At 68.2% G+C, this 24,194-nt stretch carries 20 protein-coding genes and 1 pseudogene; 16 read left to right on the top strand and 5 right to left on the bottom strand.

Going from position 1 to position 24,194, the window contains the following annotated elements; genetic code table 11:
* The 3 genes and pseudogenes from A3CU_RS0125870 to A3CU_RS0125855 form a co-directional block, all read left to right on the top strand.
* Positions 1-231: pseudogene (locus tag A3CU_RS0125870) on the top strand (IS630 family transposase); the annotation flags it as partial.
* 260 nt (positions 232-491) lie between these two features.
* The gene (locus tag A3CU_RS0125865) at positions 492-1,370 is read left to right on the top strand and encodes a SwmB domain-containing protein (protein ID WP_027944754.1); all 879 of its coding nucleotides are present in this window, start codon (positions 492-494) and stop codon (positions 1,368-1,370) included.
* A 278-nt stretch (positions 1,371-1,648) separates the two neighbouring features.
* Complete coding sequence (locus tag A3CU_RS0125855) at positions 1,649-2,254, top strand: class I SAM-dependent methyltransferase (protein ID WP_027944753.1); 606 nt, start codon at positions 1,649-1,651, stop codon at positions 2,252-2,254.
* Positions 2,255-3,229: 975 nt separating this feature from the next.
* Here A3CU_RS0125855 and A3CU_RS0125845 read toward each other — a convergent pair.
* Both A3CU_RS0125845 and A3CU_RS46620 read right to left on the bottom strand, forming a co-directional pair.
* Entirely contained in the window at positions 3,230-3,688 is a 459-nt protein-coding gene (locus A3CU_RS0125845) for a hypothetical protein (RefSeq protein WP_027944752.1), read from the bottom strand.
* 44 nt (positions 3,689-3,732) lie between these two features.
* Positions 3,733-4,074 carry a DUF2231 domain-containing protein gene (locus A3CU_RS46620; protein WP_245617339.1) on the bottom strand — a complete coding sequence of 114 codons (342 nt, stop codon included), beginning with the start codon at positions 4,072-4,074 and terminating at the stop codon, positions 3,733-3,735.
* 33 nt (positions 4,075-4,107) lie between these two features.
* Between A3CU_RS46620 and A3CU_RS46615 the strand changes: the two genes are divergently transcribed.
* The 9 genes from A3CU_RS46615 (at position 4,108) to A3CU_RS0125800 (ending at position 12,516) form a co-directional block, all read left to right on the top strand.
* A complete protein-coding gene (locus A3CU_RS46615; RefSeq protein WP_052372170.1) occupies positions 4,108-4,581 on the top strand; it encodes a helix-turn-helix domain-containing protein in 474 nt (157 codons plus the stop codon).
* A 220-nt stretch (positions 4,582-4,801) separates the two neighbouring features.
* Positions 4,802-4,945: a hypothetical protein gene (locus tag A3CU_RS52710; protein WP_156960548.1), complete on the top strand. Its 144-nt coding sequence runs from the start codon at positions 4,802-4,804 to the stop codon at positions 4,943-4,945.
* A gap of 20 nt (positions 4,946-4,965) precedes the next feature.
* Positions 4,966-5,118, top strand: a complete 153-nt coding sequence (locus A3CU_RS52705) for a hypothetical protein (protein ID WP_156960547.1) — start codon at positions 4,966-4,968, stop codon at positions 5,116-5,118.
* 137 nt (positions 5,119-5,255) lie between these two features.
* Positions 5,256-6,884, top strand: a complete 1,629-nt coding sequence (locus tag A3CU_RS0125825) for a peptide ABC transporter substrate-binding protein (RefSeq protein ID WP_169739691.1) — start codon at positions 5,256-5,258, stop codon at positions 6,882-6,884.
* A 93-nt stretch (positions 6,885-6,977) separates the two neighbouring features.
* Entirely contained in the window at positions 6,978-7,904 is a 927-nt protein-coding gene (locus tag A3CU_RS0125820; protein ID WP_027944749.1) for an ABC transporter permease, read from the top strand.
* Positions 7,897-8,859, top strand: a complete 963-nt coding sequence (locus A3CU_RS0125815) for an ABC transporter permease (protein ID WP_027944748.1) — start codon at positions 7,897-7,899, stop codon at positions 8,857-8,859. The genes A3CU_RS0125820 and A3CU_RS0125815 overlap by 8 nt, the downstream gene beginning before the upstream one ends.
* 6 nt (positions 8,860-8,865) lie before the next feature.
* Positions 8,866-9,867 (top strand): ABC transporter ATP-binding protein, encoded by a 1,002-nt coding sequence (locus A3CU_RS0125810; RefSeq protein ID WP_027944747.1) that lies wholly within the window; start codon positions 8,866-8,868, stop codon positions 9,865-9,867.
* The gene (locus A3CU_RS0125805; RefSeq protein WP_027944746.1) at positions 9,860-10,858 is read left to right on the top strand and encodes an ABC transporter ATP-binding protein; all 999 of its coding nucleotides are present in this window, start codon (positions 9,860-9,862) and stop codon (positions 10,856-10,858) included. Before A3CU_RS0125810 ends, A3CU_RS0125805 begins: the two co-directional genes overlap by 8 nt.
* A gap of 386 nt (positions 10,859-11,244) precedes the next feature.
* On the top strand, positions 11,245-12,516 hold the full coding sequence (locus A3CU_RS0125800; protein ID WP_027944745.1) for an HNH endonuclease signature motif containing protein: 1,272 nt from the start codon (positions 11,245-11,247) through the stop codon (positions 12,514-12,516).
* A 730-nt stretch (positions 12,517-13,246) separates the two neighbouring features.
* On the opposite strand, the gene A3CU_RS46610 is transcribed toward A3CU_RS0125800, so the two are convergent.
* On the bottom strand, positions 13,247-13,768 hold the full coding sequence (locus tag A3CU_RS46610) for a GbsR/MarR family transcriptional regulator (RefSeq protein ID WP_052372168.1): 522 nt from the start codon (positions 13,766-13,768) through the stop codon (positions 13,247-13,249).
* A gap of 128 nt (positions 13,769-13,896) precedes the next feature.
* Here A3CU_RS46610 and A3CU_RS0125790 point away from each other — a divergent pair, with 128 nt between their 5' ends.
* Positions 13,897-15,450, top strand: coding sequence for a GMC family oxidoreductase (locus A3CU_RS0125790; protein WP_027944744.1), 1,554 nt, complete (start codon positions 13,897-13,899; stop codon positions 15,448-15,450).
* A 148-nt stretch (positions 15,451-15,598) separates the two neighbouring features.
* On the opposite strand, the gene A3CU_RS0125785 is transcribed toward A3CU_RS0125790, so the two are convergent.
* Together A3CU_RS0125785 and A3CU_RS0125780 are read right to left on the bottom strand one after the other, a co-directional pair.
* Positions 15,599-16,888 (bottom strand): COG1470 family protein, encoded by a 1,290-nt coding sequence (locus tag A3CU_RS0125785; protein WP_027944743.1) that lies wholly within the window; start codon positions 16,886-16,888, stop codon positions 15,599-15,601.
* An 85-nt stretch (positions 16,889-16,973) separates the two neighbouring features.
* Entirely contained in the window at positions 16,974-20,531 is a 3,558-nt protein-coding gene (locus A3CU_RS0125780; protein WP_027944742.1) for a choice-of-anchor D domain-containing protein, read from the bottom strand.
* Positions 20,532-20,683: 152 nt separating this feature from the next.
* On the opposite strand from A3CU_RS0125780, the gene A3CU_RS0125775 reads away from it, so the two are divergent.
* The 3 genes from A3CU_RS0125775 (at position 20,684) to A3CU_RS0125765 (ending at position 24,081) form a co-directional block, all read left to right on the top strand.
* Complete coding sequence (locus A3CU_RS0125775; protein WP_027944741.1) at positions 20,684-21,313, top strand: Pvc16 family protein; 630 nt, start codon at positions 20,684-20,686, stop codon at positions 21,311-21,313.
* Complete coding sequence (locus A3CU_RS0125770) at positions 21,313-23,286, top strand: ATP-binding protein (protein ID WP_027944740.1); 1,974 nt, start codon at positions 21,313-21,315, stop codon at positions 23,284-23,286. Before A3CU_RS0125775 ends, A3CU_RS0125770 begins: the two co-directional genes overlap by 1 nt.
* Before the next feature lie 99 nt (positions 23,287-23,385).
* Entirely contained in the window at positions 23,386-24,081 is a 696-nt protein-coding gene (locus A3CU_RS0125765; protein ID WP_027944739.1) for an eCIS core domain-containing protein, read from the top strand.
* The last annotated feature ends 113 nt before the right edge of the window (positions 24,082-24,194 follow it).

The raw sequence follows: 24,194 nt of genomic DNA, 5'->3' as shown, positions 1-24,194 counted from the left end.
ATCGAGCTGGTGTACTTGCCGACCAACGCCTCGTGGCTGAACTGGATCGAATGCGAGTTCACCGCGCTGCGCTACTTCGCGCTCAACGGCACCGACCACCGCAGCCACGCCGAGCAGAACGCGGCCATTGCTGACTACGTCCGCTGGCGCAACGCACGTGCTCGACCGAAACGCCACTTCGCGATCAACTCACCCATCCGAGAACCCAATTACATGATCAACGTTGCTTGACGAGGCACTAGCGCTTGTCACGCCGATGATGCCGGTTCTCGAACCCACATCGGCGGCGTGAGCCAACCCCTCCATTTAGGGCTTCCCCAACCACCGACGGCGAACAGGAACCTAGCCACGCGTCCCGCAAATCCGGCTCAGCGCCCCACCCGGTCACGGGACGTGGAACGTGGCGATCGGCCACGCCCGAGGGGCCACGGTCGTGTTCGCATCCCGCATTACGTCCAATAGTTGACCGATTCACAAGGCGGCCAAACAACATGATACTGAAGCAACGACTGGGGCGGTATGCGCTCGCTGCCCTGGTGGGCATTTCCCTGTCCGTCGCATCCGGCGGCATCGCCTCGGCCACCACCGGGTCACCGGACAGCGGTGGCGGTGACATCGCCCGGCTGCGGCTCAGCGGAACCTGCGGCGACCAACTGGACATGCGGCTGAGGACGGTCGGTGGACCGCTCAAGATCGCCATCACGATCCCCTCCGCCGACCCCACCGAGCAATGGACCATCACCGCAACCGAGCAGGACTACGGCGTGGTGACCGGCGGCCGGGTCGGCAACCCGGTCGACCTGATCGGGAGCGGCCTGCTGCCACCCCCGGCGTTCAACTCCGTTGAGGGCGGCTTCTCCACCGAGGGTTTCGTCCCCAACACCTCGGGTGTGACCCACGGATTCAGCTACGTGGCCACCAGGACCTCGCCCACTCCGATCACCTGCACCAACACCGGCTACTGGACCACGCCGTCCGGCGCCAGCGGTCCGACGGCGCAGAACCCCACCGGCAAGCCGAACACCCCGCCCGCGCTGACCGGCGCCACCGAGGCCGACACCGGCGCCAACGACGCGGCCCTGCAGTTCGACCAGGAAATGCTGACGACCGCGCAGGGCACACCGGACACCAGCCGGTTCTCGATCACGGTCGACGGTGTCGCGCGCACCGTCACCGGGGTCGCGATCACCGACGACTCACCACCGGCACACGCGATCGTCGACATCACGTTCGATGGCGCACCACTGACCAGCGGTCAGACGGTCGCCGTCGCCTATCGACAGCCGCTCACCGGCGGTGCCCCCGCCCTACAGGACATGGACAGCCTCCAGACGGCCAGTTTCGGACCCGTCTCGATCCCGGTGTTCTGACCCCACCACTGGGCGCCCGGCAAGTGCCGGGCGCCCAGTGCAACCGGTCAGCGGGCCTGTCACGGCCGCCGGGTGGAGGCCCATCGGCCGGCAGCCTGTTAGGCCGCAGGCCTCCCCTACGCGGCTGGGCGTCGCTCGCCCGCGACGACATCACCGACGCCAACCACCGGGGCGACCAGCACCGGCGGCGGCACGACCAGGCCGGCATTCACCACGGTCCCGCGCCTTTCCGGGTCGGCGGTCGCTGGTCACCCACTCTGGTTTGGGACAATGCAGGCATGGTCGAGCAGAGCATCTGGATGCAGAAAGTCACCGCAGACCCCGGTCACTCCAGCTGGTATATCGAACGCTTCCGTTCGATGGCTCGGGCCGGCAACGACCTCGCCGGGGAAGCTCGCCTCGTGGACGCCATGGTGCCGCGCCACGCCCGCATCCTCGACGCCGGCTGCGGACCCGGCCGGGTCGGCAGCCAGCTGGCCGAAGCCGGCCACGACGTCGTCGGTGTCGACGTCGACCCGGCCCTGATCGAGGCCGCGGAGCAGGACCATCCCGGGCCGCTGTGGATGGTCGGCGATCTGGCCGAACTCGACCTACCTGCGCAGGGCATCACCACGCCATTCGACGCAATCGTCTGCGCCGGGAACGTGATGACCTTCCTTGCCCCAAGCACCCGGGGTGAGGTGTTGAAACGGTTCCGTGCGCACCTTGCGCCGGGCGGCCGGGCCGTAATCGGCTTCGCCGCCGGCCGAGGCTATGAGTTCAGCGAATTCTTCGAGCACGCAGCAGCTGCCGCGCTCGAACCCGACCTGCTGCTGTCCACATGGGACCTACGCCCCTACACAGACGACTCGAACTTCCTTGTTGCAGTGCTTCGCGCTGCGTGAGTAGCGGCTTGGGGGGTCGATGTGGCGTCGCCCCGGTTTGCCGGACTCTGGTCGGCCGGTTCAGTGCGGGTTTTCCATTTTCGTCGGCCGCGGAGTTCGCCTTGCATCTTCGGCCAGTACGACTCAATCATCGCGTTGTGATAGCCACCACCGACCGTTCCGAGCGAGGCCGCTGTGTCCCCGCTCCGAGCCGCTGAGTTCCCGCTCCAAGCCGCTGAGTTCCCGCTCCAAGCCGCTGAGTTCCCGCTCCAGGCGGCTGAGTTCCCGCTCCAGGCGGCTGTGTTCCTAGCTCAGGAGTGCGTGTCCCCGGTTCAGGACGCGAGTTCGTCGCGCCGGCGGGGGTGGGACGGTCCTGGCGGCGTGCCTCTCAACGTTGCCGGGGTAATCCTGCCTTCGGTGCCTGTTGTTCCCAACCCGGAACTCAAGTACTCGGACCAGGGACACGCCCGCCTGAACCGGGAACTCAGGCGCCTGAGCCGTGAACTCGGGTGCCTGAACCGGGAACTCAGGCGCCTGAGCCGTGAACTCGGGTGCCTGAACCGGGAACTCGGACTCCTGGGCCGGGGACACGCCCGGTGCTGGCGTGTCCCCGGCTGGGGAGGGCGAGTTCTGGGTTCAGGTGACTGAGTTCTGGATTCAGGCGGCGAGTTCTGGGTTCAGGCGGGTGAGTTCTGGGGCGGGGGGAGGTGAGTTCTGGGTTTGTGACGAGTTCGGGGGTTCCGGCAAGGGCGCCAGGATCAGCCCATCCCAACCGACTTCGATACAGGCCCTAGTCGAAACCCTGGCCGCGCAATGCTTCCGCGGCCTTGGCACCGGCGAGGCCGGCGCCGACGATCACGATCCGGCTCGTAGCCACGAGTGAGCTGCTCCTTGCTGGTTGCGGACGGTGTTAGTGGGACGATCCGGCATCAACGCCGGTGAGGTCGATGCCGGGTCCGGGTTCGCGGACCACCTGCGGGGCGGACGCGGAGTGCATCAACTGCCGCCCACACCGAGCGCGCTCAGCAGGACCAGCACCACCGTGGCGAGCGCCAGCAGGCCATGCGCGCCGACCACCACGACCGGGAAGTGCTGCTCGGCCGGGGCCGTCTCGGCGGCGGTCGCGGCGCCCGGTCCACCGGCATCGGCGGCAGCGGTGACCGTGCGGCGTGCCTGGTAGCTGGGAATCCAGCGGACGAACATGGTGAAGCCCAGCAACGCGACCAAGACCAGCAGCCCCAGCGCGATCCAGGCCAGCATGCTGCTGTCCACGATCAGATAGATGATCCACACGACCAGGCCGGCCGCGGCCAACGCGAAGTGCCCGAAGATCACCGCGGGCGGGAAGTGGCTGGTGCGGGGTGCGCGGATGCCGCCTTTCGCGATCCAGGTGCCGAGCAGGACGAAACCTCCGCCGGCGGCGATGATCCAGGCGATCAGTGCGGCGATGGACATGATCAGCCTCCTCAAAGGTGTGGTTGGGTTGGGAATGCGGTGAATCAGTGGCTGAGTCGGTAGCCCTCGGCCTGCGTGCGCTCCTCGGCGACGCGCACGCCGTAGCGGTAGGCGAGCTTTCCGCCGAGGTAGCCGGACGCGGCGAGTGCGGCCAGGCTGAGCACGGACAGCACGAGCGGGCCAATGGCCACCGGGCCGGGGTGGTCGTAGCCGGCGTGCCGCCAAAAGAAGTTGCCGACGTAGGCGACGGTGACCACCAGGTTGAGGCTCATGTGCACGAGCCCGGTGCGGAACGCGCGAGTTCCGGTCGGGATGGCCATCAAATCGAGGAACCCGATCATCGCGGCCAGCAGCGCGCCGACCACGCCGATCGCGATCAGCCACACCGAGCCTTGGGCCAGGAGGGCCGGGCACCGAAGGTGTATAGGCCGGTCGACACCGACATCCGGATCAGCATCCCGTCTCGCCGGCACGATCTGCTCGCGGACATCCTGCTGGACGCGGTACTCACCAACGGCCGCGCCAACGACGACGGCAACAACGAGGACGCCCAGCACGCCGTGCTGCGGGCGGCCCACGAACGCGGCCACCAGATCGGCGCCGACGAGCGCAAGCGCACCCGACCCGGTCGGCTGGGCGCCGAACGCGCGCTCACGCTCACCGAGTCCCTGCTGCACAAGAACGGGTTCGAACCGGAACGCAGGTCATCGACGTGCGTGCGGCTGGGTGCCTGTCCGTTCCATCCACTGGCCAGCAGGGCTCCAGAGATGGTGTGCGGCATCAACCACGCCTTCCTCACCGGCGTGCTCGACGGGCTGGGCGCCGGGACGGTCGAAGCCGTGCTCGATCCGGGCGCCGGCGAATGTTGCGTCGAAATGCGCGCCTGCCATTGACGCGAATTGGTCGGCGAGCTCGCGCCGCCATCGGGTCCACAGTGGTCTCATGCGGCACTGAAACGCTCCCCCAAAGACAACGCCCTATCTCTCCACTTTCGTTGCACAGGAAATAAAATTCCATTCGCCGACACTACATTGTGGATCGAACCCGCCACCTTGCCCGGCGCCCGCCCGATCTCACTCCAGCGACTTCCCCTGCGTTGCTCACGTCTTCGCCGTGCTGCGACTGCTGCCGCCCAGGAAGCTGCCGGAGTACCACGCCGAGCGCACGCACCTGTCGAAGCCCTCCCACGCCGAGATCGACCGCCTCGTGGCGAGCCTGCCGGCAGCCGACCGCGCCACCCTCGCGGCCAACCCGTGATCCATTTCAGGAGGGTCAACGTGATCGGCGGGGGTGCGGTGATCATCCAGGTGCTCGCGGAACAGCTCGCCGTCGGCGGTGGTCCAGGCCAAATAGCCGCCAGCGAGCACGACATCCTCGACGGAATCGCGCTGCCTCTCGCCCAAGCGGACCAGCACGGGCACCCTCGGTGATCATTAATACCCTTGGTAGTGCTCTTCCCGGGCGAAGGAAAAGTTTGTCACTTATTTGCAACCCCACGATCTGGTTAAGAAGCCCCTTCTCCCGATAGCGTGCGTCTCACTTTTCGGAACCTGAGATGAGGTGGAACATGTGGGGTTCACGCAGACTCTGGCAAACCGCTGCGGTGGCGACAACCTTGTCGTTGGTGCTCACCGCGTGCGGCGGTAGTTCCGGCAACAGCAGCGGGTCATCCGGCGAGGTGGATCCGAACGGGACCTTCACCGTCTACGGCACCGAGCCGCAGAACACGCTGATCCCCACGAACACCAACGAGCTCGGCGGCGCGAAGGCCGTCGACCCGATGTTCACCGAGCTGGTCACCTACCGAGGTGACAACGCCCAGCCGTACAACGGGATGGCCGAGTCGATCACCACAACCGACTCGAAGGTCTACGACATCAAGATCAAGCAGGGCTGGAAGTTCCACGACGGCACCGAGGTCAAGGCCAAGAACTTCGTGGACGCCTGGAACTACGGCGCCTACGCGCCCAACGGCCAGATCAACAGCACGTTCTACGAGAACATCCAGGGCTACGACGATGTCCACCCGGCCGACGACAACGCCAAGCCGACCACGGACAAGATGTCCGGCCTGGTCGTGAAGGGCGACTACGAGTTCGAGGTGACGCTCAAGGCGCCGTTCTCGGTGTTCTCCACCATGATCGGCTACACGGCCTTCGCACCGCTGCCCGACGTGTTCTTCAAGGACCCGACGGCCTTCGCCTCCCACCCGATCGGCAACGGCCCGATGAAGTTCGTGAGCCGCACGCCTAACGCGGACATCAAGCTGACCCGCTTCGACGACTACCAGGGCCAGGACAAGGTCAAGTTCAAGGACCTGGACGTCAAGATCTACGCGAGTCAGGAGACCGCGTACCAGGACCTGCTGAGCGGCCAGCTCGACTTCCTCGAGGCGCTCCCGCCTTCGGCGCTCGCCGGTAGCAAGTACAAGGCCGATCTGAAGGACAACCTGGTCATCGGCCACCTGCTCGGCATCAGCACCATCGCGGTCCCGTACTACGTGCCGGGTTATGACAACCTCGAGCTGCGCAAGGCCATCTCGATGGCGATCGACCGCACGCAGATCACCAAGACCGTCATGAACGACACCTACGTACCGGCCGACGGTTACATCTCGCAGGGCATCGAGGGCTACCGGCCCGGTGTCTGCCAGTTCTGCAAGTTCGACCCGGAGGCGGCCAAGGCCGCGTTCCAGAAGTCCGGCTTCACGGGCAAGCTCACCATCGCCTCCAACGCCGACGGTGGCCGCAAGGAGCCGCTGGTGGCCGCGTGCAACAGCATCAAGAACGTGCTCGGCGTCGAGTGCGACTTCGTGCCGGCCACGGACTTCGGCCAGTGGCGCAGCATCGTGACCGGCCACAAGCTGACCGGCATGGGCCGTTCCGACTGGTCCGCGGACTACCCGTCGATCGAGGACTTCCTCAACCCGATCTACCGCACGGGTGCCTCGTCCAACGACTCGGTCTACTCCAACCCGGCCGTCGACCAGCTCCTGAAGCAGGCCGACGCCACGCCGGACAAGGACGCCGCGATCAAGATCTACCAGCAGGCCGAGGACCTCATCGCCAAGGACCTGCCCTCGATCCCGGTGTGGGACGAGAAAGGTGTGGCCGCGAAGTCCAGCCACGTCAAGACCGTGACGCTCGACTTCCGCCGCCGCGCCGACTACTCGTCGGTCGAAATCCTCAAGAAGTGACGCGCTGATCGACGTCCCACCACCGGGACAGCCGCGGACCGTCCCAGCGGACGGTCCGCGGCTCGCCCGGCGCGCACTCCTAGGAGCTGACGCATGATTCGCTACGTCCTGCGACGCCTGCTCCAGCTGATCCCGGTGTTCTTCGGAACCACGTTCCTGATCTACACACTGGTGTGGGCAGTCCCCGGGGACCCCTTCTCCGGCAAATGCGGTCAAACGGCCTGCCCCCAGGCCTACATCGACCTCATGACCGAGAAGTTCCACCTGAACGACAACCTGATCGTCCAGTACTTCAAGTACCTCGGGAGCCTCTTCAGCGGCGACTGGGGCGAGACCTTCAACGGCAACTCCGTCGGCGAGCTGATCGGCAACTCGTACCCGATCACGCTGCGCCTGGCACTCATCGCGGTGCTCATCGAGGCCGTGATCGGTCTGACCGCGGGTGTGCTCACCGGCCTGCGCGGCAAGGGGTTCCTCGACAACCTGGTGCTGGTCTCCACCACGTTCCTGATCTCGCTCCCGGTGTTCGTCACCGCGATCCTGCTGCAGATCGTGCTGGGCACGGAACTCGGCATCATCGACGCGAGCGTGTCGAACGACCCCTCCGTCGGCGAGCTGATCGTCCCCGGCCTCGCGCTGGGCAGTCTTTCCATGGCGTACGTCGCGAGACTGACGAGAACGTCGATCGCGGAGAATCGCCACGCCGACTACATCCGCACGGCCATCGCCAAGGGGCAGCCGAACAGCCGCGTGGTAGGCATCCACTTGCTGCGCAACTCGGTGATCCCGGTGCTCACGTTCCTCGGCACCGACCTGGGCGCGCTGATGGGCGGCGCGATCGTGACCGAGGGCGTGTTCAACATCAACGGCCTCGGCGGGCTCATCTTCCGCGGCATCCAGAACCGGGAGAGCGCCACCGTGACCGGCGTCGTGGTGCTGCTCGTGCTGGTGTACCTGCTGATGAGCCTGATCGTGGACCTGCTCTACGCCGTTCTCGACCCAAGGATCCGTTATGACTGACCCCAACCTGGTCGGAGGCGGGGGCAGCAAAGTCGCTGACGCGGCGGAGCTGTCGCGCATCGACGACTCCGCGACCGAGACGAAGAAGCCCCGCAGCCTGTGGGGCGACGCCTGGCGCCAGCTGCGCCGCAAGCCCGCCTTCGTGATCTCGGCGGTGATCATCGTGCTCGTGGTGCTCATCGCCATCGCGCCCGGCCTGTTCTCCCACCGCGAAGCCGGCTTCAGCGACCTGGCGAAGGCCAACCAGGGCCCGTCGGCCGACGCGTGGTTCGGCTACGACAACCAGGGCTACGACGTGTACGCCCGCACCATTTACGGCGCTCGGGCCTCGCTGTTGGTCGGCGTGTTCGCGACGATCCTGACTGTGCTCTTCGGGTCGCTGATCGGCATCCTCGCGGGTTACTACGGCCGGCTGATCGACAGCCTGCTCTCGCGGCTGGGCGACATCTTCGCCGGCCTGCCGTTCGTGCTCGGCGCCATCGTCATCCTCACGACGTTCAACGCACCGGGCTCCAGCCCGGGCGCGGTCACGATCATCGTGCAGGTGGTCTGCTCCATCGCGGTGCTGACCTGGCCGGTCGCCATGCGCATCATGCGCTCGGCCACGCTCGTCGCGAAGCAGCTCGACTACGTGAAGGCAGCACGTGCGCTCGGCGCCAGCACCCCGCGCATCGTGTTCCGGCACCTGCTGCCCAATACGCTGGCTCCGGTGCTGGTGTACGCCACCATCGCGCTGGGCGCGGCGATCGGCGCGGAAGCGACGCTGGCGTACCTCGGTATCGGTGTGCGGCCGCCGGTGGTCTCGTGGGGCGTGCTGATCAGCGACTCGCGCGACTACTTCCGGGCCGACCCGCACATGCTCCTGTTCCCCGGTGCGTTCGTCACCGTCACCGTGCTCGCGTTCGTGATGCTCGGCGACGGGATCCGCGACGCGCTCGACCCGAAGTCGAGGTAGCGGCCGATGTCCGAAACAACCAACGAGCTGCTGCTCGAGGTCGAAGACCTCCAGGTGGAGTTCCGCACTTCCGACGGCGTGGTCAACGTGCTCAACGGCGTCAGCTACTCCGTGCACGCCGGCGAGACGCTGGCGGTGCTCGGCGAGTCGGGCTCCGGCAAGAGCGTGACCGCGCAGACGGTGATGGGCATCCTCGACACGCCGCCCGGCGTGGTCACCGGCGGCTCGATCCGATACCGGGGCGAGGACCTGCTCACCGCCACCGACGAGCGGCGGCGCGAGCTGCGCGGCACGGAGATCGCGATGATCTTCCAAGACGCGCTCTCGGCGCTGAACCCGGTGTTCACCGTCGGGTTCCAGATCGAGGAGCAGCTCCGCGTCCGGTACGGACTATCCAAAAAGGATGCTCGCAAACGCGCCGTGGAGCTGCTCGACCTGGTCCGCATCCCGGCCGCCGAGCGGCGCATCAAGGATTACCCGCACCAGTTCTCGGGCGGCATGCGCCAGCGCGCGATGATCGCGATGTCGCTGGCGCTCGACCCCGACCTGCTGATCGCCGACGAGCCCACGACCGCGCTCGACGTGACCGTGCAGGCCCAGATCATGGATCTGCTCGGGGAGATCCAGCGGGAACGGCGGATGGGCTTGGTCCTCATCACGCACGACCTCGGGGTGGTCGCGGAGGCCGCCGACCGCATCGCGGTGATGTACGCGGGCCGGGTCGTGGAGCAGGCCGACGTGCACGAGCTGTTCTCCTCGCCGGGCCACCCGTACACGGCGGCGCTGATGGACTCGCTGCCGCGACTCGACCTCAAGGGACAGACGCTTGAGACGATCAAGGGCCTGCCGCCGAGCCTGCTCGACATCCCGCCCGGGTGTCCCTTCCACCCGCGATGCAAGCGGGCGGAACAACGCTGTTCGGAGGAACGGCCGTCGTTGCACCGCCTCGGTTTCGGCCGGGTCAGTGCGTGTCACTTCGCCGAAGAGGTGGTCCGAAGCCGTGGTTGAGCCGATCCTTAGTGTGCAGAACCTGGTCAAGCACTTCCCGGTGCGCCAGGGGGTGCTGTTCAAGCGCACCGTCGGGCAGGTCAAGGCCGTGGACGGGGTCTCGTTCGACCTGATGCCGGGCGAGACGCTCGGTGTCGTGGGCGAATCGGGCTGTGGTAAGTCGACGCTCGCGCAGGTGCTGATGCGGCTCGAAGAGCCGACCGCCGGCGGGGCGACATTCGAGGGCCGCGACATCTTCAAGCTGCGCGGCGGCGAACTGCGGCGGCTGCGGCGCGAGATCCAGATCGTGCTGCAGGACCCATACACGTCGCTGAACCCGCGGATGACCGTCGGCGACATCGTCGGCGAGCCGTTCGAGATCCACACCGAGGTGGCGCCGAAGGGTTCGCGCGCACAGAAGGTGCGTGAGCTGCTGGAGGTGGTGGGCCTCAACCCCGAGCACCTCAACCGCTACCCCCACCAGTTCTCCGGCGGGCAGCGCCAGCGCATCGGCATCGCGCGGGCGCTCGCGTTGCGGCCGAAGGTGATCATCTGCGACGAACCGGTGTCCGCTTTGGACGTCTCGATCCAAGCGCAGGTGATGAACCTGCTCGGTGAACTGCAGAAGGAATTCGGACTCTCCTATGTGTTCATCGCGCACGACCTGTCCGTGGTCCGGCACCTGTCCACGCGCGTGGCGGTGATGTACCTGGGCAAGATCGTGGAGATCGGCACCGAGGACGAGATCTACGAGCGGCCCTCGCACCCGTACACGCAGGCGCTGCTCTCGGCGGTCCCGGTGGCCGCCCCCGAGGTGCGCGGGCAGCGGCAGGTGATCCGGCTGGAGGGCGACGTGCCGAGCCCACTCGACCCGCCGTCGGGCTGCCGGTTCCGCACACGGTGCTGGAAGGCGCAGGATACCTGCGCCACCGAGGTCCCGGAGTTGGAACCGCGCACCGACGGGCACCTCTCGGCGTGTCACTTCGCGGAGGTCCGGTCCGTGGTGCCCTGACTTTAGTCTGGATTGTGGGCCGGCTGCGGTTGCTCGGCCGTTCGTCGACGTCCAAGGACGTCGGCCTTTTGTTGCTGCGTCACAGGATCGCAGTGCTGCGTTGGCATCGTCGCTTGGTGGCCAAGAAGCGCATGTATCCACACCGCATCGGGCGTCCGTTCATCGATGACGATGTAGCCGGGTTGATCCAGCGCGGGGCCGAGGAGAATCACACTTGCGGATACCAACCCAGGGTGACTGCTGATGCGCTGGGTAAGGTTCGCTGCACCGTTACCGCGGCAGTCCCGCTCCTCTCACCACGAGGTGGCGCACTGACCAGTTGAACCTTCCCGCAATCACTCGAACGTGTATCGAACGTACGTCTGAAAATAGGTTAATATGGTGGCATGTCCGAGCAGACTCCCGCTTCCCAACTTTGGCAGGTTCCCGATGGGGACCTGGCCGAGGTTGCGGTGGCGTGTGAGGAAAGGCTGCGGATCGCCTATGCGGAGATGGTCAAGGTTGTGGGCGAGAGCGAGCAGCGCGGACTGGGGAAGTCTCTGGGGTTCAAGGACACTGTCGCGTTCCTGACCGATACGTTGCGGATCTCCGCACGGGAAGCCAGACAACGCATCGAACACGCTGCGGCAACCATGCCCTCCTCATCGCTGACCGGGGTGCCGCAGCCCCCTCCGCAGGCCGTCACCGGGCACGCCTTGACCGCCGGGGAAATTAATGCAGAACACGTCCACGCGATAACCACGACTCTGCAGGCGTGCCCGGCCGGGATTCCGGTCGAGCAGCGCGAGGCGGATGAGCGGATTCTGGTCGAGCTGGCTCGACAAGCCGGACCGGAAGCGGTGCGCAAAGCCGGTCGTCGGTTGCGCGCGATCTGGGAGCAGGACACCGCACCACCGGAGGACAAGGACCGCGAGCAAGCCCATCCGCTGCGGCGGTTGGACATCACGCGCCGCAAAGACGGCAGCATCCGCTTCAGCGGTGAACTCGACCCCGAAACCGCCGAAGAACTCGACGGGCTACTCGGGCCACTGGCGAAGCCACACAAGAATCCCGAGACCGGTGAACATGATTCCCGCACCCCCGCCGAACGAGCAGGAGACGCCCTCGCCGAGATCATTGGCTTGGCCGCGCGTTGCGATCAGTTGGCGACCCAGGGCGGTGAACGCGCCGTGATGATCGTGTCGGTCACTCTCGCGGAGCTGGAGAACCGTGCCCGGCACGCCTTCCTCGACATCCCCGGGATATCGAGTGTGGACGCGCTCCGGCGGCTGGCGTGTGAGTCGAAGGTGGTGCCCGCGATCTTCGGCAACAACGCCGCGCCCCTGTATGTGGGCGACGCGTCCCGGTTCGCCACCCCCGCCCAACGCCGCTACCTGGCCGTCCGAGACGGTGGATGTAGTTTTCCGGGCTGCACTCGCGGTCCTAAGTGGACGACACCGCATCACGTGGTCCAGTGGTCGGTGGACAAGCGCACCGACGCCGACAATCTCGTGCTCCTGTGCGCTAAGCATCACCGGGTGATCCACCACACGCAGTGGGAGGTAAGGATGAACGGGCATCTGCCCGAATTCATCCCGCCACCCTGGTTCGACAAGGAGCGAAGACCCATGCGCAACCTCGCACACACTACCCCACCCAGATACCAACAAGCCGCATGACACCACGGGGTCAGCACCCGGACATACCGCGCCATTGTCTGGGCGCCGCCCCTGTCATGCACCCAACTCACACCGAACCAAGGGACGCCACACTCCGAATCCGAAGGCGATACCAGCGCCACCGCTACCGGCGCTGGGCGACGCGTCGACGGGAGGCGGCCGATTCCCGCCACTACGGCAAGTGCGAGGTCAGCATCAATGGCAGCAACTTCGCCTCGCTGTCGCTGCACGGAGAACTCAGCTTCCACGACGAGGGCCGATCACGCGGTACTGAGTTCCGCGCGGACAAATCAAGTATCCGGTGCTGACGAACCTCAACCGCGGACCAATTCGCCGCACATCGCCTGACCCTCACCGCTGCTCGCGGCCCCGTGCGGCCCGAAAACCTGCGCCGAATCGCGCCGTAGAGGACCCACATTCATGCCGATGTGCTGATGTTTCCGGTCGCCGTGTCAGGTTGGCGTCGCATCGGTGGGTAGACACGTTTGGTCGCGATCGTGCGGGCGAGCGCGAGTTCAGCGTTGCTGGTTCCCTTGTATTCCTCGAAAACAGCGTGCCACCGATCGAACCGGTGTCGACCAACGTAGCGGCGAAGATTTTGACCGGTTGGTCACGCCCTGCTCGATGGCGTGCTGGGAACGTGGTCTGCGCGCGGCCGCTGCGCCAACCACACCCAAGCGGCGCTGCCCGCCTACGACGAGGGCTGGTCAGCCACAGACGGACACGGCTATCACTGCGGCGGGACGGCCCCCGCGGGCGAGGGCGGCGGTGGCGGAGTGCCATCGGCGACGAGGCGGCCGCTGAACTCTTGCTCGGCTTCCCGCAGTTTGTCGGTGACGAGCGTGTAGTACGCGCGCATGTCGGCGAAGCGACCTCTCGCGTGTTCGGCTTTCGCCTCCGGGGTGTGACTCGATGATTCGGCGAGGCGCAGTAGTTGCGTGGTGATCGCGATTTGGTGCTGCAGGCAGCCGAGCCAGGCGTCGTGGCGGTACGTGTAGCCGGTCTGACGCGTGTTGGGAATCTTGACCCTGGTGACAACCCCGTTGCGATCGAGAAGACGAGCCATCTCGGAAATGGCGCCGGCACTCACACCCAGGGCCTCGCGGAGTTGCTTCATCGACATCGGTCCATCGTGGAGCATCAGCGTGGCAAGGACGCGGCCCGCCATGCGGGGCCACCCCATCGCGTTGCCGATCTCGATGCCGAAGTTCTCGACAGTGCCGGGCAGTCCCGCTGCCGTCGCGTTGTCCATCAGCCAACCCCATCGATAACGTTCAGACAACAGTGAACATTCACTATTGCCTGAACGTTCACTTCTTGATGATCATACAGGCACTTCGCGTCAGCCGCCGGCGGAGCGCGCCGGGACAGGAGGTTCGTGTGACTGGCCCATGGGAAATCATCGTGGTGGGCGCGGGTTCGGCAGGCGCCGCCCTCGCAGCGCGTTGCGCCGCGAAAGGACGGCGTGTCCTGCTGCTGGAAGCAGGCATCGACTACCGGTCGGCAGCGCTTCCGCAGGAGTGGCGCTCGCCGAATCCGATGAACGGCTTGCTGAGCCCGACCGTCGGTGACTACCTGTGGCCCGAGTTGAACGCCACCCGGACCGAGCAACAGGAACCTTATCTGTACTGGCGAGGCCGGGGTGTCGGCGGGAGCTCGACGGTGAACGGTCAGATCGCGATCCGGCCTCCGATGGAGGACTTCGAGGAGTGGGTCAAGGCCGGCTGCGCCGGCTGGGGACCCGAGGATGTGCTGCCATACTTCGCCAAACTGGAGTCAGATGCGGACTTCGGCGCACTCGACTACCACGGTTCGACCGGACCGATCCCGGTGTACCGCGCTCCGGTAGAGACCTGGGGCGCAGTGGACGAGGGTCTGCGTGCTGCGGCGCTACGGCACGGCTTCGACTGGGCAGAGGACGTCAATGCGCCCGGCGCCACCGGCGTCTCCCCCTATCCGATCAACTCCAGGGACAGCCGCCGCGTCTCGACGAACGACGCCTACCTCGAGCCCGCGCGTGAGTTGCCCACATTAGAAATCCGCGGGGACGCTCTCGTCGACACCGTGGTGTTCGAGGGGACCCGGGCTGTCGGCGTCCGGCTCGCGGGCGGGGAGGTTTTGCGGGCCGAGCAGGTCGTGCTCAGCGCGGGCGTCATCGCCTCGCCCGCAATCCTGCTCCGCTCGGGCATCGGACCGGAGGCCGCGCTGGGCAAACTGGGCGTCGGCGTTCGTGTCGACGTACCTGTGGGCCAGGGCCTGCAGGATCACCCGATGAACATGATCGGGCTGCCGCTGACACCGGAGAACTCTGCGGAGCCCGACGACCGGCATACCAACTGCTGTGTCCGCTACGACAGTGGCCGGCCGGACCTGCCGAACGACATGATGCTCGTAGCGCTGAACCAAAACGTGCTGGCGATGGGCAACGCCGACGTACGCGCCGGTGCCGGCGGAGTGGGCGTGTGGGTCAACATGGTGTTCTCCCGGGGCTGGATAGAGCTCACCGATCTCGACCCGGCCACTCAGCCAATGGTGCACGAGAACATGCTCTCCGACGAGCGCGATCTCCAGCGCCTGCGTGAGGGCGCCCGGCTACTCGCCGGACTCGTGGACACCGACCCGATTCGCGAGCTATGCGACGGCGATCCCTGGCGCGTCAACCAGGCCTTGCGTGCCGCGCTCGACGGCACCGATGCCGACCTCGACCGGCACCTGCTGGCCACCGCCGTCGACACTCAACACGGGACCAGCACCTGCCGCATGGGCTCGCCGGACGACCCGGCGTCCGTGGTGGACCCGGAGTGCCGCGTGCTGGGGGTAGACGGCCTCCGCGTGGTCGACGCGTCGATCTTCCCCTTCGTCTCGAGAGCCAACACCAACCTGACCGCGATCATGGTGGGCGAACTCATGGCCGGCCGGTTGGACGCCTCGTGACAACGGTTCACGTCAGGTCGTTCGCCACGTGACGTCGAATTCTCGGTGGAAGTCGGCGGAACTCGTCCTTCGAACCGCTGGGGGCACAACTCGGGAGACGGTTCGGCGAACCGCGAGTGGGACTTGCCGAGGTGGAGGGCGAGTCGGTTCAGGGGCCGGCGCTCTTGGCGTGGTCAAGTCCGCCGACCAGGGAGGCCACCGAACAAGTGCCGGCGCCACCGCCGGGAGCGGTGCAGGACAAGTCCATCACCAGTCTCTGCCCGGCGTCGATCTGGATCGGGGTCACGAAGTGATAGTCCAAATCCCGGAAGTTGGCCAGCGCGGAGCGCAGCAGGATGTCGTCACCCCGGCGAAGGGTCAAAATTCCGTTGTCCCCCTGCGGGTTCTGCAGCACGATATCGGTGATCTCCAGCAATCGTCCGTCCCGCACCTGCAGGGTGGCGCTCGCGGTGGCTCCGGGGCCGGCGACGGCGAACAGCCGGGTCGACATGGGCGCCCCGGCCAGTGCTCCGGCCGCGGCGGGATCCAGTCTGCCGGCCGCGGTTTCCGCGGCACCGGCGGCCCGGTTGGCGGCATTCTCCGAGGCGCCCGCGTCCTTGGCCGCGTTGGCCGCCCTCGACGCGTCCTGCTGGGCCTGGGTGACCGGTTCGGCCACCGCATCCTGGGCAGCCGACCGGATCGTCGGGCGTAGCAACCCGAACCACAACCCGGCCAGGGCCGCCACCACCCCGGCCGCGACCAACGCGGCCCGCAACACGGTCCGGGAGATCACCGGCAGTTGCAGGAAGGCCCCGTCCAGCGACACCGGCGGAGCCGCCGCGACGGCGTGCTCACTGTCCGCTGTGGACACCAGTACCTGGAACGGCCGCCCCGCGGACTGGCCCCGCCAGATCAGCCGGCGGGCCCGCGGCCGGACGAGGACGAAACCGGCTTTGCCAGGTGCCACCTCGATCCGCTCCGGTTTGATCCGGAAATTCAGCAGGTCGTCCGGATTTGCGGCGGTCAGCACCGCGGTCGCCGGTTCGTTGCCCCGGTTGTCCACCGCGACCTCATGCCGCGCCGAGCGGCGCCCCTGGCTGTTGTGCGGGATGAGTTCGGCGGTCAGTTCCGCGAACGGCGCGACCGATAACGTGGCCTCTGGCAGCACCGCCGCAGCGGGCTGCTCCGAGGGCAGCACCCTGACCCCGAACGGCATCGGACCCGTGGCCGTCTCGGGGGCGCGTGGCGGCGCGATCCGTACCCGCACCTCGGCCTCGGTCCCCGGGTACAGCGAAACCGTGGGCGGCTCCACGGTCACCCAGCCCGCGGGCAGCCCGACCGGTTCGAAGGTGTAAGAGTCCACAATAGACCCTACGTTGCGCAGCTGAAGGTTCAGCGACACCTCACCTCCCGGGTCGACCTCGGCGACCTGGACGGGAAATCGCGCGGTAACGCTCATGGGCCGATCCTCCCCGGACTGTTCCGGCAGGCCCAGGGACGCTGGGGTGCCCTAATGGGCAGCCCGCGCTGCACCGGCAGGGCCGTCACGGCCGGAAAACGAACTTGGGCGGATTCGTGGCGGCGGGTACCACCAGGAAATCGGTGCGGGCCTCGCCCCAGCGCGGATCGCTGGTCAGCGCCACCCGAGGTCCGATCCGATCCTTGGGGAACACCAGCAGTTCCGCGGTGAACCCCCCGTCGGGGCGCACGACCGCCTCCGTCGAACCCAGCAGCGGTTCACCCGCCGGATTCGCCCAGCGCAGCGTGAGCACCGCACCCGGCGGGAACCCGGTTCCGGTCACCGACGCGACGCTGCGGGTGGGCCCCAGTACCGGATCGATGCGCAACGCCGGCGCCCGGCCCGTCGCCCGCAACGGCAGCCGTAACGGAGACTCCGCGGCCGAAGACGTGATGGCCAACTCCCCCGAGCGAGCCGCGACAGCGCCGGCCCGAGCTCGCAAATCCACCGTGCAGGTGGCCGCCGGAGCCAAAGTGATCCCGATACAGTTCTCGCCCTGGACCTGGAAATCCCCGGCATCGGGGCCGGCCAGGTTCAGCCCGGTCACCGTGACCGGGCCGCTTCCGGCGCTGGTCACGGTTACCCGAGTGAGCGGCCCGGGCAGGCCCAGCGGTCCGTCCCCGAGATCGGCGGGGTTCGGGGTAGCGCCAAGGCCCGGCACCGGCATCGGAGTGCCGGTGCCGGTCAATGCGCTGGTCACCACGGCACCGGGCGCGGTATGGCTCAGCCGCAGGGTCGCGTTCCGCGCGCCAAGGGTGGCCGGGGTGAACCGCAGCCGGACCGGGCAGGACGCACCAGGCGCCAACCGCACGCCCTGGCAGCCGGTGTCCACTATGGAGAATTCCCCGGCGGCGGGCCCCTGCACGGCGATCCCGGTGACGGTGAAGGACCCTTTTCCGGTGTTGGCCACGGTCACCGTGCGCGGCTGGCCGGGCGAGGCGACGGTCTGCCCGCCGAAGTCCAGCGGGTCCGGGGCGAGTACCGGGTTACCGACCACCCCGGTGCCCTGCAGCGGATCGGCGGCCGGGCTACCCGGGGCGGAATGGCTTACCGTCAAAGTGGCCGCCCGGTCGCCCGCGGCGGTCGGCGCGAACACCACGGTGATCGGACAGGAGGCTCCCCTGTGCAACAATTGCCCGGTACAGCCGTTCGCGGTGATGTGGTATTCCCCAGCGGCCGGACCGGCCACCGCGGCCGCGGAGACCGCCAACGGGCCGGTGCCGTCATTGCGCAGGGTCACCGTGACCGAGGGGGAGCTTTCTCCCACCACCGTCTCGGCGAAGGTCACCGGAATCGGGGCCAGCACCGGAACCGGCAACCGGTCCCGGACGAACACGTCGTCGCTGTCATTGGTGTCCCCGGACACCAGTTGGTCCGAAAAGGATGTGAACGAGACGTACCGCCCCTCGGCGGATATTTGCGGCCGCGACCCGGCGCCGGCTTCGTGCGGAAACCGGCCGCCGGCGCCGCTCACCTGGTTGCCATCGGAATCCACCGACACCCGCTCGGTGAAGGGCGTTCCGCTTTCGCCGGGGAAGGTACCCTGGAGATCCCGGACGAACGCATCCTCGGAAATGTTGGTATCGCCGGGAACCAGGTTGGTGGCCGTCGAGGCGAAGGCGAGAGTACGCCCATCTGCGGACAGCGCGGGTGACCCCGCGGAGCCGTCCGGTTCCGCGGAATTCGCTTGTGGACGGTCACCGCGCACGGTGGCGCCGGCGCCAAGGTCGCGGACGAACACCCCGGCCGGGGGCGGACTGGCGGCGGGTCCGCAGGGATCGGGGTCTGCCACATCCACCACCGTGGCGGTGAAGCCGACCCGGCTGCCATCGGCGGAGATACTGGCCTGGGTGGCCGCTCCGAAACTTCGCTGTGCGGCCAACGCGGTACCGGGCCGGGAGACCACGGTCACCGCCGTGCTCGCGCTGGTGTCCCGCCGGTAGACGGTGCGGCAGGACGCGGGTGGAGTGCTGACCGCGGCGGTGGTCGCCACCGGCGCGGCCGGAGGCGGGCTCGCCGACTCGATACTGTCGAAGGCCGCGAACCGGGCATCGGCGGAGACCGAGGACCGCCGCCCCTCGATGGTGGTGCCCGCAGCGTTCACCGAAACCACCTTGGCCGGCCCGGACACCGCGTCGTCGAAGCGGCCGCTGCCGTCATCACGGGCGAGGTAGACCACCGGCCTGGTGGCCACACCGACCAACCGGGCGTTGTCCAACAGCACCTCCGGGGCAGCGCCGGTGCCATCGAGGGTGCCGCCACCGTCGTCGGGTTGCCGGGATGGGGGCGGCTCCGCGAACGAATAGCCCTCCATCACCAGAGTGGCCACCGCCAGACCGAATCCGGTCGGCTGGAACCGGTAGTTGATCAAGCACTGGTCGCCGGGAGCCAGTACCCGCAGGCAATCGGTGGTGTCCAGCCGGAACCAGGCCTGCTCCGATCCGTCGACGAGAGCCGAGGCCACACTCAGGTAGGAGCTGCCGTTGTTGGTTACCATGACGGACTGCTGCTGCTGTCCGTATCCGTCCGCAGTGGACAGTGACGGGTTGGGGCTCGCGGTCAGCGGTAGCGACGGGCAACCGTCGGAATTGGGTTGGCACGCCCGGGTCGCGGCCAACCCCACGCTGGTGCCGGAGTGCCGCTCCGGCCCGGTGGTCGACAGCACCGCGTGGTAACGCCCAGCCCCGATCGGCGGCTGGCTGAACGTGACATAGACCCGGCAGCTCTCGCCCTTGCGGAGGGTGCGGCGGCAGTCGTCCTCGGTCATCGCCTGGAACTCGGCGGCGTCCCGGCCGGTGACGGTGACGCCGGTCAGGGTCACCGGAGTGGCACTGTCGTTGACGAAATCCACGTACCGCCATGTGTAGCCGGTACCGCGGGAGCGGTCTGTACCGAAGTCGACCAGTTCGGTGGGGCCGGTCAGATCTGCCCCGTCGGTGTTGACCACATGCGCGCTCAACTTTCCGGGGATCGGAGATTCGTGCACGGTGAACCCGATCGCGCCGCCCCGGCCGGCCAGCGCGGGTTCATCCGCGGATTCCCCGTCCGGCAGCCCGAACGCGGGCCCGCTGACCAGAGTCTCCCTGGTGCCCCCTGGTTCGTCGAAGATCTCGTTGTGGTCGGCGTCCCGGTCGTAGAGGTACACCATGCTGCCCGAGTCCCCGCGATTCCGCACCGTGTAACCGATGAACCGGCCATCGGCGGAGATGGTCGGATCGGTCACCGCCGCCTGCTCGGTGGCCGGGCCGTCGATCCACACCGTGCGTCCCGCGGCTTGCCGGTCCCGCACATAAAGCTTGAGAAACTCGTTGTGCGGTTCAGGTCCGACCGCCACCGCCAGGTTGGACCTGCTGAGAAAGGCCACGTACCGGCCGTCCGCCGAGATCGCCGAGTCGTGCTCTTCCCCCGGTTGCGTGCCGTCGGGGCCTTCGCCGCCGTCGGTGCCCACCGAAACCCGTTCGGTGCGGCCGGTCGGGGCGGCTGTCGCGGTGCCGGCAACCAGCAGCGCGCCGAGGACGACCAACAGTGCAGCGAGAGCGGCGGCCGGCACCCACCGGCGTTGTCCACGCAGCAGGAACTCCACCAGGCAAGGCAACGGCACCGATGCCGGTGGCGGAAGGACGCCCGGTGCGATAGCTCGGGTATCGCCGGTTGCCCGTTGAGGCAAGCCGGCGGCCCGCGCGGACGGCCGGGGGATTCTGGCCGCGTCCGGCACCGCCGCGGCATGCTCGGAGCGTGATCCCGGAGGTGGACGAGACGATCCGCGCACTGATCCGGACCGAGGCGGTACCGGACGCGGCGGTGGAGGTGGTCTTCGACGCCCCCACCAAGGATTGGGCGGCCCGCCGCAACGCCCCCACGGTCAATGTCTACCTCTACGACATCCGCGAGGACCTGCGCCGCCGCCAGCGTGGGCTGGTCAACTCCTACGGCGAGGACGACTCCATCGCCGCCCGCACCCTGCCGCCCCGCTACTTCAAACTGTCCTATCTGGTCACCGCTTGGACCCAGCGTCCCGAGGACGAGCACCGGCTGTTGTCTTCGCTGCTACTGGGTTTCCTGCGGCACGAGGCGCTGCCCCCGGTGACGCAAACCGGAGAACTGGCCCGGTTGGGGCTGTCGGCGCCGATGACCATCGCGCTGCCGCCCCCCGAAGATCGTGCCTTCGCGGATGTGTGGACGGCGCTGGGCGGCGAGCTCAAACCATCGCTGGATCTGCTGATCTCCGTCCCGGTGGACACCGGCCGTAGCTTCCCGGCTGGTCCGCCTGTCACCGAGGGCATGGTGGCCACGCTGGGACCGCAGGAACAACTCGTGCACCCGGCCGGGCGCATCGCGATCCGCCGGCAACGGCGGCGGTCGTGATCGACCCGGAACTGGCGCAGCGGCTGGCCGAACTGGAGCAGCGGGTCCGCCAGGCGATCAGTCAGCGCCGGTGCGGCGATTCGGCGCCGGAGGATCCCTTCCGGGGCTTGTACCTGTCCGAGGCCGCCATCGAGGAGTTGCTCCGGGCCCCACGCGGGCCACTCCCGGCCGCTCCGCCTGCCCCGGGTGGACCCCGGCTGACCCGGCTGGCCGCGGCGGCCGGACTGTCCGAACTGGACCTCGCGCTGCTACTGGTGGCCCTGGCTCCCGATGTGGACAGCAGGTTCGAGCAGTTCTACGGCTACCTCAACGACGATGTGACCCGCCGCAGGGCCACCGTTGGCCTGGCGCTGCGGCTGTGCGGGCTGCCCGAGGCCGGCGCGACCGGGCGAAGCCGGCTGACCGCAGGCGCCCCGCTGGCACGGGCCGGGCTGCTGGTCCTCACCGAACCGGACCGCCCGTTGCTCTCCCGGGAACTGCGGCTGCCCGACCGGGTGGTCGCATATCTGCTCGGGGACGACCAGATGGCCCCCGCGCTGGCCGGTTCGGTGCGTCAGGCCCGCGATCCGCTCGCGCTCGCCGGTGCCACCCGGCTGGCGAGGGCGCTGGCCGGCGGGGTACGGCTGATCTACCTCACCGACAGCCACGGGCACGGTGCGGCCGAACTGGGCGCGCGGGCGCTGGCCGAGGCCGGCTATCCGGCGCTGCTCACGGCGGCCCGCACGGACTCCGCGGACTGGGCGCGAGCGTTGCGGCTGGAGGCGTTGCTGGGTGGGGCCGGGCTGGTGGTGGGTCCGCTGACCGAGGCCGATCCGGCGGCGCTGCTGGCCGAATTGGCGCATCCGGCGATCCCGGTGCTGGTGTACGGCACCCGGCCGTGGGAGCCGGGCTGGAGCCAGGAACCTCCACTGCTGCAGGAGGTCATCCCGCCCGCTCCGGCGGATATCGCCACACTCTGGCGCTCCACAGTGGACGGCCAGTTGGCGGAAGGGGTGGATCCGGCGGAGGTCACCGCGCAGTTCCGGCTCTCCCCCGAGCAGATCCGTGCCGCCGCGGTCGCCGCGGTCCAGGCCGCCGCGGCCGATGCCGTCCCGGTGGACGCCGGACATCTGCGGGCCGGGGCCCGCGGCTGTAACGCGGGTGGGCTGCACCGGCTGGCCCGCCGGATCGAACCCGCCGTGGGCTGGCCGGCGCTGGTGCTGCCGGAGCCGATTCTGGGACAGCTGCGGGAGTTGGCCGACCGGGCCCGGTACCGGGAGCTGGTGCTGACCCGATGGCGGATGCGGCCGGGCGGTGGCCGGGGCCGCGGCGTGGTCGCCCTGTTCGCCGGGGACTCCGGTACCGGGAAGACCATGTCGGCCGAGGTGATCGCCGGGGCGCTGGGCCTGGACCTCTATACCGTCAACCTGGCCACCGTGGTGGACAAGTACGTCGGGGAGACGGAGAAGAACCTGGAACGGATCTTCGCCGAGGCCGCCGGGGTGAACGGGGTGTTGCTCTTCGACGAGGCGGACGCCATCTTCGGGAAACGCTCCGACGTGCGCGACGCCCACGATCGCTACGCCAATATCGAAAGCGCATACCTGCTGCAGCGCATGGAAACCTTCGACGGGATCGCGATCATGGCCACGAACCTGCGGGCCAATCTGGACGAGGCGTTCACCCGGCGCCTGGACGTGGTGGTCGACTTCCCCGCTCCGGACACCGCCCAGCGGCTGCTGCTGTGGGAGCGCTGCCTGGGCGAGCGAGTGCCGCGGGCGGCGGATCTGGATCTCGACTTCCTGGCCGGTTCCTTCGACCTGACCGGCGGGCACATCCGCTCCGCCGTGGTGACCGCCGCGTACCTGGCCGCGGCCGCGCACCGCCCCGTGGGGATGGCCGAACTGGTGGGCGCCGTGGCCCGGGAGTACCGCAAGCTCGGGCGGCTCCAGTTGGCACGGGAGTTCGGTCCCTACCTGGATCTGCTGCCCTAACGGGCAGCCGGCGAGGCTCGATCGACGGTTCCGCCGCCCCTGGCCCACGCCCTCGCCGCCGTGCACCGTCGGGACGAACCGTGCGGGAAGGGGCGAGTCATGCGCAGCCACGATATCGATGCCGACCGGGACCCGCGCCCGAAAGGGGACCGGATCGACCGGGCGGAACCCGATCTGCTCGGACCTGCCCTGGCCGCGCGGCGTCCCGAGCTACTGGGCAGGTCGGGCCTGCTCGATCTGCAGCGCAGCGCCGGTAACGCCGGGGTCGGTGCGCTGCTGGAGGAACAGCGATCGTCGGTGCACCAGGTGATCGGGTCCGTCGGCACCCCGCTGGAACCGGGAATCCGCCAGGAGATGGAAGCGCGGTTCCACCAGGCCGGCCGCCCCGCCGATTTCGGCGATGTCCGGGTGCATACCGATGGCGCCGCCGGGGAATCGGCTCGTTCGGTGGGTGCGCTCGCCTATACCGTTGGTTCGAACATCGTGTTCCAGCGGGAACATTACGACCCCTCTTCCGCAGCCGGGCGGCATACTCTTGCCCACGAGTTGACCCATGTGCTGCAGCAGCGTGAGGGCCCGGTGGAGGGCACCGAGAACGGCACGGGGATCAAGGTCAGCGATCCCGGCGACCGGTTCGAACGGGAGGCGGTGGCCACTGCGGACCGGCTGCTGGCCGCGCCAGCGCCGCAACGGGAAACCGCGCCGCAGGGTGACGTCGAGGAGAATACCGGGACCGCCCCGACACCCCTCCAGCGCGAGACGGAATCCGGCGAGGAAGAGATCGAACACCGGTGACCGCTCCGGGCGGGAAGCGCGGTTGCCCGAAAGTGCGCCCCGCCGATCGTTGGGCCGCAACCTGGTACGGACAAGGCTCGATCGTGCCAAGGCAACTCCGCGGAGCGCGCGGG

Source organism: Amycolatopsis taiwanensis DSM 45107, from assembly GCF_000519205.1.
Taxonomy (GTDB): Bacteria; Actinomycetota; Actinomycetes; order Mycobacteriales; family Pseudonocardiaceae; genus Amycolatopsis_E; species Amycolatopsis_E taiwanensis.
The sequence above is the reverse complement of the archived record's forward strand: the minus strand, read 5'-3'. Positions and strand labels throughout refer to the sequence as shown.